The sequence below is a fragment of the Pseudomonas sp. NFACC41-3 genome (genome assembly GCF_900109505.1).
Lineage (GTDB): Bacteria > Pseudomonadota > Gammaproteobacteria > Pseudomonadales > Pseudomonadaceae > Aquipseudomonas > Aquipseudomonas chlororaphis.
In genome coordinates this window covers 1590877-1603458 of the sequence record NZ_FOAE01000001.1, presented here as the reverse complement: position 1 = coordinate 1603458, position 12582 = coordinate 1590877, and the positions used below count along the sequence as shown (strand labels likewise).

General features: G+C 61.1%; 9 protein-coding genes and 1 pseudogene. 3 read left to right on the top strand and 7 right to left on the bottom strand.

Going from position 1 to position 12582, the window contains the following annotated elements:
- Positions 1 to 119: 119 nt before the first annotated feature.
- Positions 120 to 833 carry an SGNH/GDSL hydrolase family protein gene (locus BMY68_RS07240; protein ID WP_085530833.1) on the bottom strand — a complete coding sequence of 238 codons (714 nt, stop codon included), beginning with the start codon at positions 831 to 833 and terminating at the stop codon, positions 120 to 122.
- A gap of 364 nt (positions 834 to 1197) precedes the next feature.
- On the opposite strand from BMY68_RS07240, the gene BMY68_RS07235 reads away from it, so the two are divergent.
- Both BMY68_RS07235 and BMY68_RS07230 read left to right on the top strand, forming a co-directional pair.
- On the top strand, positions 1198 to 3705 hold the full coding sequence (locus BMY68_RS07235) for a hypothetical protein (RefSeq protein WP_085530834.1): 2508 nt from the start codon (positions 1198 to 1200) through the stop codon (positions 3703 to 3705).
- Between the two features lie 10 nt (positions 3706 to 3715).
- Complete coding sequence (locus BMY68_RS07230) at positions 3716 to 5674, top strand: GMC family oxidoreductase (protein ID WP_085530835.1); 1959 nt, start codon at positions 3716 to 3718, stop codon at positions 5672 to 5674.
- A 49-nt stretch (positions 5675 to 5723) separates the two neighbouring features.
- Here BMY68_RS07230 and BMY68_RS07225 read toward each other — a convergent pair.
- From BMY68_RS07225 to BMY68_RS07200, 6 genes and pseudogenes are all read right to left on the bottom strand, one after another.
- Positions 5724 to 5945 (bottom strand): annotated as a pseudogene (locus BMY68_RS07225) (phospholipase); the annotation flags it as partial.
- Positions 5930 to 6184, bottom strand: coding sequence for an acyl carrier protein (locus BMY68_RS30305; protein ID WP_345788661.1), 255 nt, complete (start codon positions 6182 to 6184; stop codon positions 5930 to 5932). The pseudogene BMY68_RS07225 and the gene BMY68_RS30305, both read right to left, overlap by 16 nt.
- Positions 6159 to 6728 carry a type 1 glutamine amidotransferase family protein gene (locus BMY68_RS07215; protein ID WP_085530837.1) on the bottom strand — a complete coding sequence of 190 codons (570 nt, stop codon included), beginning with the start codon at positions 6726 to 6728 and terminating at the stop codon, positions 6159 to 6161. Before BMY68_RS07215 ends, BMY68_RS30305 begins: the two co-directional genes overlap by 26 nt.
- A 482-nt stretch (positions 6729 to 7210) precedes the next feature.
- Positions 7211 to 8368, bottom strand: coding sequence for a tricarballylate utilization 4Fe-4S protein TcuB (tcuB, locus tag BMY68_RS07210; protein WP_009043931.1), 1158 nt, complete (start codon positions 8366 to 8368; stop codon positions 7211 to 7213).
- A complete protein-coding gene (tcuA, locus tag BMY68_RS07205; protein WP_085531559.1) occupies positions 8355 to 9806 on the bottom strand; it encodes an FAD-dependent tricarballylate dehydrogenase TcuA in 1452 nt (483 codons plus the stop codon). The genes tcuB and tcuA overlap by 14 nt, the downstream gene beginning before the upstream one ends.
- Before the next feature lie 173 nt (positions 9807 to 9979).
- Complete coding sequence (locus BMY68_RS07200; protein WP_085530838.1) at positions 9980 to 10915, bottom strand: LysR family transcriptional regulator; 936 nt, start codon at positions 10913 to 10915, stop codon at positions 9980 to 9982.
- Positions 10916 to 11206: 291 nt separating this feature from the next.
- Here BMY68_RS07200 and BMY68_RS07195 point away from each other — a divergent pair, with 291 nt between their 5' ends.
- Positions 11207 to 12169 carry a bifunctional GNAT family N-acetyltransferase/nucleoside diphosphate kinase regulator gene (locus BMY68_RS07195; protein ID WP_085530839.1) on the top strand — a complete coding sequence of 321 codons (963 nt, stop codon included), beginning with the start codon at positions 11207 to 11209 and terminating at the stop codon, positions 12167 to 12169.
- Positions 12170 to 12582: the final 413 nt, after the last annotated feature.

Sequence of the window (12582 nt, the reverse complement as noted above, 5' to 3'; positions counted from 1 at the left end):
TTGATAGGGAACCTGCGGCAAAGGTTTAAATTATTTCCAGGTTTTTCGACCACCCGCAGGCAAGCCTGGCCCGCTTCGATCCGTAGGCCGCGCGCCTGCCGGGTTCAGCCAGGTGTGACTCAGCGGCCGCAGCGCTGGCGAATCACCTGCGCCGCGTCATCCGCGAGGATCCGGTAGAGCGCCGGGGAAGGGTGGAAGCCGTCCCCGGCCATCAGGCTGGCGGCCGGCTGGAAGCGGGTCGCCAGCAATACGCAGCGATCCTGGCCGGCCAGCAGCTCGACCAGCAGGCGGTTGAAGCGTCGGGCCCTGAGGCCCAGGTACCAGCGCAGCGGCTGGGGCAGGGCGGGGAACAGGTGCATGGGCGGCACGGGCAGGAAGACGATATGCCGGGCCTCGAAACGCTCGCTCAAGAGGGCGATCAGGCGCGAGATCCGCGCCTGCCATTCGGCCGCGGCGATGCGGCTGGTGACGTCGTTGACGCCGATGGACACCAGGGCCACATCGAAGGGCTCGGCCGGGCCCGCGTCCAACAGCTGGAACAACTGTCGCGAGTCCAGCCCGGACTGTGCCCGCAGCTGCCATGACAGCTGGAAGTCGCCGGCGAGGCCAGCCACCAGCCGGCCGGCAATCGCCTCGTCCTGGGTAAGGGCGCCGACACCCGCCGCCGCGGAGTCGCCGAGGATCAACAGGCGCAGGGCCGGCCCGCTGGCGTCGGCGTGCCTGCCTTGGCGCGGGCCTTCGGCCTCCGGCAACCTGGGGGTGACCCAGCGGGTGTACAGGCCCTGGGCGAGTAACAGCGGCCCCAGGGCCACCTTGGCGAACACGTCGGTCATGGGCAGTTACGCTCGCGATAAAAAAGGGTGACGTTGCAGGTAGAAGTGGCCTGCTCGGAACGGGTATGACAGGCGAGTGTAGTCCTGAGCGCCGGGGACGCCGAAGGGTGAATAACGGCCCCCGGTTATCCCCGATAGCCAATCGCAATTACCCCCGGTTTTTCATCGCCAAATGGAAGAATTGACCCGCTCGCCATGACCTAGTATGGCGGCTGTAGGGCGTTTTAAAGCGGCTGGCGCACCGAGGTTAACCGGCCCGGTGCGCAGGCAGTCGGTTGTTCGGCCATCAGAAAAAGAACCGGTCGCGACACAGGTGTCCCCAAGGACAGAGGGGCCGGTCTGCAGCACGTGCAAGGAGCAGCGCATGACACCCGTGAAGCTGATGTTGAGCATTTTCCTTCCTTTGGTGCTGTTACAGGGCTGTAGCAGCGAGACGAAAAACCCCTGCGGCGACAAACCCGGCGAGCGACTCGACGAAGCCAAGTGCGTCGGCCGCGATGCCGGCAGCCTCAGAGGCGCCGACGAGGACTACTTCGCCGACATGGACTACGGCGTGTCCAGGCAACCGCAGTTGCTGGTCGAGCGACTGTCGCCCTTCATCCCCGGCATTACCGAACAGCAGGCGCTCCAGGCCTTCGCCCGCGGGCGCAACAACTGGATCGTCTGGACCGCCGGCAACGATGCGCTGTGGGACAAGCTCTCGCGCGACAGCGTCGGCAACCTGGACCTGCTCAAGACCGTCTCCAACCACCCGAGCCTGAAATACAACCGCGATAAACGCTGGCAAGTGCTGGGGGTGGTCAACGAGCCCTGCTACGTCAAGGGCGAGGGGCCGCGCGACGACCGCTACGGCCTGTGGCTGGACAAGCGCGACCCGTCCTGCGCCGCCGACCCTTTCGAGGACGAAACCAAGTACCCCGGGGTGAAGATCGGCGCCCGGGGCAAGAACCTGCCCGTGGGCTCCTACTACGGCTACGGCACCGGGATCGTCGGCCTGCGGCTGTTCCCCAACCCGGACTTCGACAAGCACGCGCAGAAGAAGTGGGACGCCAAGCGCTATTACGAAGACCCGGCCTATTACAACGACAGCAAGCTGGTGAAACCTTACCGGGTCGGCATGTCCTGCGGCTTCTGCCATGTCGGGCCGAACCCGACCAACCCGCCGGCCGACCCTGAACATCCGGCCTGGTCCAACCTCAACTCCAACCCCGGCGCGCAGTACTTCTGGGTCGACCGGATCTTCATGTGGAACCAGGACCCGAGCAGCTTCCCGTACCAGCTGTTCCACACCTCGAAACCGGGAGCGCTGGACACCTCGTTCGTCTCCACCGACTACATCAACAACCCGCGCACCATGAATGCGGTCTACAACCTCAAGGCGCGCATCGAGCTGGCCTCGAACCTGGGCAAGGAAAAACTCGCCGGCGGCGGGCTGGACAACCGTCAGTTCAACGAGGTGCCCGGCGTGCCGCCGGACAGCCCGCTGGCGCAGTTCTACAAAAAGCCTGACACGGTGTTCACCCCGCGGGTGCTCAAGGACGGCGCCGACTCGGTGGGCGCGCTCGGAGCCTTGAACCGGGTGTTCATCAATATCGGCCTGTACAGCGAGGAATGGACCACCCACTTCCGGCCGCTGATCGGCGGCAAGCCGATCACCCCGTTCCGTATCGACGTGGCACGCAAGAACTCCTCCTACTGGAACGCCAACGAGGCGCAGACCCCGGACCTGGCGTTGTTCTTCCTGGCCTCGGCGACCCCGGACTACCTGAAGAACGCCCCCGGTGGCACGGCACACCTGAGTGAACCGGCGGCGGTACTGGATCGCGGCAAGGAAGTGTTCGCCGACACCTGCGCCCGTTGCCACTCCAGCAAACTGCCGGAAAAAGCCTGGACCTTCTTTCCCGACCATGGCTGCGTGAACGACGGTTACCTCAAGTGCTGGAACAATTACTGGACCTGGAGCAAGACGCCGGAGTTCAAGACGGCGATGCGCGCCATCGTCAAGGATGAGAAGTTCCTGACCGACAACTTCCTCTCCACCGAACTGCGGGTGCCGGTCACCCTGACCGAAACCAACGCCTGCAGCCCGCTGGCGACCAATGCCCTGGGCGGCAATATCTGGGACAACTTCTCGTCGGAGTCGTACAAGCAATTGCCGACGGTAGGCTCGGTCCTGGTGCAGAACCCGTACACCGGCGAGCCCTGGGAATACGCGATGCCCGCGGGGGGGCGTGGTTATACGCGGCCGGCCTCGCTGGTCAGTGTGTGGTCCACCGCGCCGCTGCTGCTGAACAACCGCCTGGGGCAATTCCACTGGAAGGGTGGGGTGGAGGACCGCATGGCGTCCTTCGACAGCGCGATCGAGATGTTGCTGTGGCCGGAACACCGCACCGGCGACTTCCAGGTCATGACCCGCTCCGGCAAGAGCCATATGGGCACCGTCGACGTCACCAGTGAGACCAGCTACCTGCGGGTCAGCAGCGGCTATCTGCCGACCTTCCTGCAAAAGCTCGAAGGCCTGTTCGGCCGCTGGCTGCCGTGGCTGTTCGGCGAGGATGGCATCCAGCTCGGGCCGATCCCGCAAGGCACGCCGGTGAGCCTGCTGTCCAATATCGACCTGGAGAAACGCGACCAGGTGCTGGACCTGCTGCTGAAGATCAAGCACGACCTCAAGCAACTGCCGGCCGGCGCCACCGACGAAGAAGCGCGCAAGGTCTTCGCCGGCCTGGTCAAGCCGCTGCTGCAGGTGAGCAAGTGCCCGGACTTCGTGGTGGACAAGGGGCATTACTTCGGCACCAGCTTCCTCAAGGAAGAAGCGCCCCTGAGTGATGCAGACAAACGGGCCTTGATCGCCCTGCTGAAAACTTTCTAGGTGGCCAGCGATGAACAACGAAATGGATTACGAGTACATCGTGGTGGGCTCCGGGGCAGGGGGCGGCACCGTCGCCGCCCGCCTGGCCGAACAGGGCCGCAAGGTGCTGGTGCTGGAGTCGGGCAGCGACCCGGCGGCGGCGGACACCACCGCCCCGCGGCTGCCGGAGGAGTACGAAGTTCCGGCGTTCCACCCGCGCTCCACCGAGAACGATGCGATGCGTTGGGACTTCTTCGTCCGCCACTACAGCAACGACGCCCGCCAGTTGCAGGACCCCAAGTTCACCCGGACCTTCCAGGGCGAGAACGTCGACGGGGTGCTGTACCCGCGGGCCAGTTGCCTGGGCGGCTGCACCGCGCACAACGCGATGATCACCGTCTACCCGCACAACCAGGACTGGGACCATATCGCGCAGATCACCGGCGACCCGTCGTGGAAGGCCAGTGCCATGCGCGAGCACTTCCAGCGCCTGGAGAACTGCCATCACCGGCCGTTCCAGCGGTTTCTCTCCTGGTTCGGCATCAACCCGTCGCGGCATGGCTTCAAGGGCTGGCTGCACGTGGAAAAGGCCGTGCCGGAAGCGGTGATCGACGACCTGTCGCTGGTGCGTTCGATCGTCAAGTCCGCCGAGCAGGCGTTCAAGACCCTGGGCGAAACCCTCAAGCGCATCGGCTGGCAATTGCAGGGCGTGGGCGACCCCAACGACTGGCGGCTGGTGCGCGAGGAAGCCATCGGCCTGCGCTATCCGCCGCTGACCACCCGGCACCACCATCGCCACGGGACCCGCGAACGCCTGCTGGATGTGCAAAAGCGCCACCCGGACAACCTGCACATCGAGCTGGATGCGCTGGTGACCCGGGTGCTGCTCGATGACCAGCAGCGCGCCTATGGCGTGGAGTACATCAAGGGCGCGCGGCTGTACCGGGCCTGCACCTTGCCGCGCAATGCCGCCGGTGAACTGCGCCAGGTGCACGCCAGCCGTGAAGTGATACTCGCTGGCGGCGCCTTCAACACCCCGCAACTGCTGATGCTCTCCGGCATCGGCCCGCGCGAAACCCTGGAAGCCAAGGACATCCCGGTGCGGGTCGAGTTGCCGGGCGTCGGGCGCAACCTGCAGGACCGCTACGAGGTCGGGGTGGTCAACCGGATGAACTTCGAGCACTGGGAAGTGCTCAAGGGCGCGCGCTACGCCAAGGGCGATCCGCAGTACGAGGAGTGGGCCAAGGGCAAGGTCGGGGTCTACAGCACCAACGGCGCGGTCCTGGCGATCATCAAGAAATCCCTGAAGCAACGGCCGCTGCCGGACCTGTTCTGCTTCTCCCTTCTGGCGCTGTTTCGCGGCTATTTCCCCGGCTACTCGAAGCTGATCGTCGAGCACCTGAACTACCTGACCTGGGCCATACTCAAGGCCCATACCAACAACAACGCCGGCTACGTCACCCTGCGTTCGAAAGACCCGGCCGACACCCCGCTGATCAACTTCCATTACTTCGAGGAGGGCAGCGACACCCAGGGCGAAGACCTGCAATCGGTGGTGGAGGGCATCAAGTTCGTGCGCAACCTGGCCCAGCCGCTGAAAGACGCCGGGCTGATCGCCAGCGAAGAACTGCCCGGCGATGCGGTACAGACCGACGAACAGCTCAAGACCTTCGTCATGAACCAGGCCTGGGGCCACCACGCCTCCTGCACCTGCCCGATCGGCGCCGACGACGACCCGATGGCGGTGCTCGACAGCGCCTTCCGCGTGCGCGGCGTGACCAACCTGCGGGTGGTGGACGCCTCGATCTTCCCGAAAATCCCCGGGTTCTTCATCGTCACCTCGATCTATGTCGCGGCGGAGAAAGCCGCGCAGGTGATCCTGCAGGATGCGGCCGCGGTACGGGCGCAGGCAGTGCGGGGGGCAGGGCAGGCTACGGCCAGTGCGGACAGAGCGACCACGGTGGAGGCGATGGTTGCGTCAAAACGCTGAACGCTGGACAGGAGGCCGGGCCGTTGAAAGGCTCGGCCTTTTTTTGCCCTCACGGCGTGCCCGGATGCGGATCCGGATACTCAGCCATCACCTCCAGCGGCTTTGCATAAGGCCCATCCCACAACTGCGCGTGCAGCTCACCGATGCGCCTGGCCATCGCGCTGTCGTGCATCACCACTTCCAGGTTGCGCGAATTGTCCAGGTAACCGCCGAGCCAGTTGCTGGTGCCGATCCAGGCCACCTGCCCATCGATCTTCATGGTCTTGCTGTGCTCGAGGCAATGCACGCCGCGGTGGCCGCGCCGGCGCAGTGGCCGTAGATCACCAGGCGGGCGAATTGTCGAGTGGCTTCGCAGAGGATGCGCCGGGCCAGGTCAGCTGCCGTGGGGTGCTCGAAAAGCGTCACGATGGGCAGGTCGCAGGACAAGCGTGACATCACCCGGATAGCGTCGAAGGAGTCGCCGTCGAGATAGAGGGAAGGGGGCTCAGCCGTGAATGTGTTCAGCCGCATGCATGGCCAGGTAGGCATCGAGCTTCTTGTCGTTCAAACCCAAGGTGCTGAGAATTTGCGCCATGAAGCTGACAGGCGCGCTGCCAGGAGCGGTGACCACACCCTGGTCGGCAACGGCATAGGGCACATCCTGGTAATAATCCGCTCCGCGATAATGCACCTGCTTCAGGTTCTCGGCGGAGTTGGACGTATGCCGCACGTGATCCAGCACTCCGGCCTGGGCCAGGACGCGGGTGCCGTCACAGATACCGGCAACGACGATGTTCCTGGCGTGGGCCGCCCGAACCAGCGCCTCGATTGCCGGTGCCTTGTCTGTTTTCCACACAGGGCCTCCCGTCACGATCAGCAAGTCGACATCGTCCAGCTCGATGGCTTCGATGGCCAGGTTCGGGATGATGGTCATTCCTCCGGATGAAGTCACTTGCTGGCCACCGGGGGCTGCGAAACGAGTGTCGAAGCCATAGTAGGCCCGCCCCGTGGAGTTGATGAGTGCGGGTTCCCAGTCGGAGAAATTCTCGGTGAGAATAGTGACGGCACGTACCATTTGAGTGTCCTTCTCAAGTATCCATGATGATCGGCGGCAATGATCCAGAATGCGGGTCCTGGCCGGTTGCCGTCGAGTGAGGCGCTGGCGGTATCGCTGAATGACGGGGCTGAGTATCGATGGGATGCATCGGATTCGACAATGACAGTGGTCAAAGGGGCGGCGGGTTGAGGATTGAAATCAGCGAGGGGGGCTTCGGTGGTGTTGTGTGCAGGTTGCGGTAATGAGGGCGGTTGGGGCGAACTTAAGGACGCAGCAGCTTTTAGGCCCAGCTGCGAACGCCTCATAGCTAGCAGCGCCATACCCTCGCGTAAATTGCAGGTGTTTTCACACAACCTGGGTCGCTCTCTGCCGGCCATGGATACGAAATGTGCTGGTCAAGTCCGATGCACATGGCTGATTAGGTCGAATGCAAATGGGTGGTCAAGTCAGTGCAATTACCCAGGTGATCAATATTGTTATTGGAATGAGTGGTTCTACGATCAATCGCTTCCGGCGTTAATCGGGTTGGGTTGGCGTTTTTCGATGGAGTACTTGAGCAGTGCGGCGCTACGGAAGATGCCATGGGCGAATTTGCTGTAAGGCATTGTCAGGAAAAACGCCATGACCAGGCCGAGATGGATTGCCAACAACAGGCCCAAGGCTGCGGTTTCACGGAACGCCAGGAGTGCCAGGCCGCTGGCGCTGACCAGGAACAGCAGTGCGATAAAGCCGCGATCCATGGGTTTCTGGTTTTCGTCGCCGTGTTCGGGGTTGCGACGCAGGTTCAACCACAACAGACCCGCAGGGCCGACCAGCAACCCGAGCCCACCGCTGATGCCCAGCATCACCGGCAAGCTCAAGACGGGGTAGGGCGCCGACCAGTCCAGAAGGAAATGGTAGAGCGTGGCGACCCCAGTAGCTGCGAAGCACAGCATGAATCCGTAGAAGGTGAAGTGGTGGAAGCGCCGCCGCCACAAGGTGAATCGATCATCAGCGTTATTGCAGCCCTCGCCATGGCCACCGTCCAGAAATTTGAGCCGGGCGACGTTGGCCGTGGCTTCCAGCGCAGCAGCGGTTTTTTCCTGCGCGGGCGCGTCGGCCGGTGAAACATTGCGCCAGAAGCGCCGCGCGCCAAGGGTTAACGCGAGTACCGCGAATCCGAAAACTGTACCGAACATTACGGCCAGGGTGTTGTGCGGGAAGATCCCGTAGAAATTTCCCCCGGGCATCGCCGTGAACAGGTTGCCCATCACCATCAACGTGAGACACAGGAACAGTGCCAGCCCGGCACCGGCTGACAGTGCCAGAGTCAGTCCGTTGCGCCGGTATAGCGTGCCCATCACCTGTGGCCAGGCGTACTCGGCGTAAGTGTCGAGGCGGACTTTGGCCATGGCCTTGGGCACATTGATTTCGAATTCATGAGGTGCGGCGTACTGGCAGGCATGCAGGCATGCGCCGCAGTTATGGCAAAGGTTCGCCAGGTAATGAATATCGGCCTGGGAAAACTCCAGACGTCGTGTCATGGCCGGAAATACAGCGCAGAAGCCCTCGCAGTAACGGCAGGCATTGCAAACGGTCATTTGTCGCTGAACTTCGCTTTCATCAAGGTTGAGTACGGGAATCAAATTACCCGGTGCCTTGGGATCAAACAGCTGCATGTTGGGGCTCCGTGGAGGAAGGAGTCAGGAAGCCAGCCGCAGCCGCGGCTTGCACACCGGCGATGCGACCGAATGCGGTACCAATGGCCATACCGATGCCGGCGGTATAGCCCTTGCCCAATACGTTGCCCGCCATCATTTCTCCTGCGACAAACAGGTTGGGGCTAGCTTCGCCGTTGAAGTGAACGGCGGCGGTATCGTCGGTAGCGAGGCCTAGATAGGTGAAGGTCACGCCAGGTTTAAGTGGGTAGGCACAGAAGGGAGGCTTTACCAATGGGCGGGCCCAATGGGTTTTGGCGGGTGTCAAACCTTCGGTGTGGCAATCGTCCAGCGCGGTGTGGTCGAACGTGCCGATGCGGCAGGCCGCGTTGTATTGCTCGATGGTTTTGACGAATTGCGTAACGGGAAGCTTCAACTGGCGGGCCAGGTCTTGCAGGGAGTTGGCTTTAGTACCCGCAAACACCGGAGGCATGAAACGGCCGAGGGCTTGTTGGTCGATGATCGAGTAGGCCTGTTGACCGGGTTGACCGGCCACCAGGCGGCCCCAGATCGCATAGCGCTTGGGCCAGAAATCTTCGCCCTCGTCATAGAAGCGTTCGCCGTCGCGATTAACCACCACGCCCAGCGATACGCAATCGATACGGGTGCAGATGCCACCGTCATACAGGGGGGCTCTGGCGTCGATGGCCACCATGTGCGCTTGGGTTGGGTCGCCGATAAAATCGGCGCCCAGGCTCTGCATGCGCCGAAGCAGTACGCCGGTATTGAAGCGCGTCCCGCGAATCAGAAAGTTGTCTGAGGGCCATTCTCCGCGCTCGTTTTGGCCCCAAGCTTCGCGGAGCCATTCGCGGTTCGACTCGAAACCGCCAGCCCCCAGAACGCAGGCTTTGGCCTGAATACGCTCGGCGGGTAAACGCTGACCATCGACCTCACGTTCACCGATGTACGCCGCGACGAACTCTCCGCCCTTCATCTCAATATCAGTGACTTGAGCGTTGTAGCGGATCTTGACGCCCAGCCGCTCGGCGCTACGGAAGTACGAATTAACCAACGCTTTGCCGCCGCCCATAAAAAAAGCATTAGTGCGCGCAACATGTAGGGCACCAGACAACGACGGCTGAAAATGCACACCATGGGAGCGCATCCAGTCACGGCAGTTCGACGAGGTGCGGATGACAATACGAGCAAGCTTTTCGTTGGTAATCCCGCCGGTGACCTTCAGCAGATCCTGCCAGTATTCTTCTTCGGGATAAGCATCGACCAATACATCTTGCGGTGCTTCGTGCATGCATCGCAGGTTTCGGGTGTGTTGCGAGTTGCCACCGCGCCAGATTTTCGGTGCGCCCTCCAGCAGCATCACGCTAGCGCCAGCCTCTCGCGCCATCAACGCTGCACACAAGGCGGCATTGCCGCCGCCAATTACTAATACGTCGATCATCATCATTCCTCAATCGCAAGGAGGCATGAACGAAGTGCTCCTCTCGAGTGGGGAGAAGATAGAGCTGTCAGCTTATTGTCGAAAGGCGCGAAATGAGTGGGGGTGTTTAGTTTTCTTAAAGGCTTTGGCGCGGACACCCCAGTATTGGAAACCGGGAAGAGGACGTGCCGGGATCATGACGCGACGTCCTCAATCCACGACGCTCCCGGCCATTGTTGATCAACGACCAACTGTCGAGCGACATCGGTGATGACCAGTCGCGCCGCCAGAGCAGCGGGAGACAGCTCATCATCAGGCAGTGTCGCCAACAGGTTTCGTCGACCTACGTGAGCATCGGAAATTTCCACCACTGAAAGCCCCGACTCACCTTTGAGCACCGCTGCCGCACCGGGCTGGATGGTGGCAGCATGACCTGCGCGTACGGCGTTCATCAATACGGCAAGACCATCCACTTCCATGATGATGTTGGGAGCCAATCCCGAACGTTCAAACGCAACCATCAGCGTAGAACGCAAACCGTGTTGCGCGCTCGGCATTACTAGTGGAAGTTGCCCCAGATCCGCCAGTTGCACGCTGGTTCCTTGTGGTGCGTGGGGCAGGCGCGGTGAGCTGATGACAAATAGTTTTTCGTCGAGCAGCGGTGTCACGCTCCAGCGCTTGCCACCTTCGAGTTGAAACAGAATGGCCAGGTCGATCTGGCGAGCATTGAGTTGTGTGGCCAAATGCCCGGACAGCATCTCGACCAGGTGCAACTGAATATCCGGGTAGCGCTCTCGCATCGCGTTGATCAATGGCAGGGCAAGAACAGTGGCAGTCGTGGGCGCCATTCCGACGGTAACGTACCCACTCATTCGCCCACGGTGAGCGGCCATGATCGCATTTTCGGCTTGCCGCAAACACAGCTGGGCATGGTGCAGGAACGCCATACCGGAGCTGGTAGGTGTGACGCCAGTAGTGGTGCGATTAAGGAGGCGGGTTGACAGCTCACTTTCAAGTTTCGCGATCTGTTGGCTAAGGGCTGATACGCCGACGTCCAGTTCAAGAGCTGCGCGTCCCAAGCTGCCGTGTTCGAGGATTTTTACGAAATATCGCAGTTGTCTTAATTCCAAACGTCGCCGCTCCACGTCAAATTGTTGTTGGAATGCCTATCGATTACCGCGGCGACCACCAAACCGCAAGACAATATAGGAGAGGGCCTGAAAGTAGGTTGGCGCTTCGGTTTTTGTCCTCATATTTCAAAAATCGGCTAGAGGCCCCGGTTTCATTTTTTTTGATCCTTGAAGCAGGGAAGGGTGTGGTACCTCCTGACGCTGCTGAACCGCTTATTAAGGACAAGTGCGCAGGCTGTTCGGCATTACTCGCGTTATGCCTTAAGATGGCCGGTTGCCGAAAGAACCGTCATGGCCACAGCCATGAAGGGCTTTCATCCTTTACAAATAAGTGTGGTGAAGATGAACAAGCCTTTCATTTCGCTGTGCCCTGAAATTACTCGGGCACATGCGCTGACGTTGAAGGATTGGTTGGAGGATGAGCGCGTCACTTGCTATCTGAGCGATTCACGTGACGTTTCCCGCTCCATCGAGCAAGTCATTGATCGGACTCAATTACCGATCCTGACCCATCTATTCAACCGGGGTGGCCGATTCTTCATGGCCTATGACCGGCATGACGCCCCGGTGGGCTTTGTCCGTCTCATCAAGACCGGCTCGAATTGCGAAATAGTCCTGGTCATCGGAGACAGCGACAAATGGGGCCGAAACCTTGGCGCCCGCACGATCCGCGAAGGCATGAAACTGGCCTTCCTCGACATGCGGGCCGAAAAGCTCATCGCCAAGATCCACCCGGACAACGCGCGCTCGCTGAAAGCCTTTCTGCGCAGCGGCTTTCTGCTTGAGAGCGAAACACCGGCATTGAAGTCGTTTTCCATGACGGCGGGGCGCTATCTCCAGTTCTTGCGCGAAGGTGCCGTTGGCGACTCCACGGGGATCTACATCACTGAAATCGACAAGGCCAGGCTCGAGAGTCTGATCGCGCTTGAGCAAGGCCCGGCCGTTGTTGAACTCGAACATGAGCTTGAGCGAGCCATTGTCGTCAAGCCGCAGCAGGTGGCGCGCAATGTCGTCACGATGAACTCCAGGGCCTTGCTGCAGTTGGACGACGAAGAGATCGAAGTGGCCTTGGTCTACCCTGACGACGCGGACAGCAGCGCCGGGAAGCATTCCGTGTGTTCCGACATCGGCGCTGCCATCCTGGGCTATCAGGAGGGGGACGCCATCGACTGGCGAATTTCTGATCGGACCCGCCGGATTGAGATCAGGAAAGTGCTTTACCAGCCGGAGGCCGCGGGTGATTTCCACCTGTAATTGCGCCTTTAGCTCAGTGTTCGTCCATCAGACGCGAAGATCCCCCAAAGGACGGGGCCGCGCTTCCGTACCTTCTGACGGGCGCGCGGGATGTAACGAGTAACACACCAGGACAGGAACTGCTTGAGCAACCGCAGGTTCTGGTCCCGGGTACGCGAATCGACCTGCGGGAAAGGTGCCGTTTCAGTGACGAGAATGGGTAACGGCGCCGCATCTCCATGAACCTCATGAACATTTCTGACATAGCATCTGGTTTAACAAAGTGGGCGATGTTTACTGTTCATGAGTGACCGAAACTTCCAATCATTGCTAGGGGTTTTGGCGGTTGTAGGGAACCTCATGTTCACAGATGTATGTTCATGAAGAACTGAAAAAGGTCAGGGGGAGGGTACGCTAACTGCTTCACCGAATTA

Excerpts from the sequence above, each read along its gene's own strand:
- tcuB (WP_009043931.1), bottom strand. The coding sequence starts at position 8,368 with ATGCAGCTGTTTGATCCCAAGGCACCGGGTAATTTGATTCCCGTACTC.
- BMY68_RS30305 (WP_345788661.1), bottom strand. The coding sequence starts at position 6,184 with ATGCGGCTGAACACATTCACGGCTGAGCCCCCTTCCCTCTATCTCGAC.
- BMY68_RS07230 (WP_085530835.1), top strand. The coding sequence starts at position 3,716 with ATGAACAACGAAATGGATTACGAGTACATCGTGGTGGGCTCCGGGGCA.
- BMY68_RS07240 (WP_085530833.1), bottom strand. The coding sequence starts at position 833 with ATGACCGACGTGTTCGCCAAGGTGGCCCTGGGGCCGCTGTTACTCGCC.
- BMY68_RS07235 (WP_085530834.1), top strand. The coding sequence starts at position 1,198 with ATGACACCCGTGAAGCTGATGTTGAGCATTTTCCTTCCTTTGGTGCTG.
- BMY68_RS07195 (WP_085530839.1), top strand. The coding sequence starts at position 11,207 with ATGGCCACAGCCATGAAGGGCTTTCATCCTTTACAAATAAGTGTGGTG.
- BMY68_RS07215 (WP_085530837.1), bottom strand. The coding sequence starts at position 6,728 with ATGGTACGTGCCGTCACTATTCTCACCGAGAATTTCTCCGACTGGGAA.
- tcuA (WP_085531559.1), bottom strand. The coding sequence starts at position 9,806 with ATGATCGACGTATTAGTAATTGGCGGCGGCAATGCCGCCTTGTGTGCA.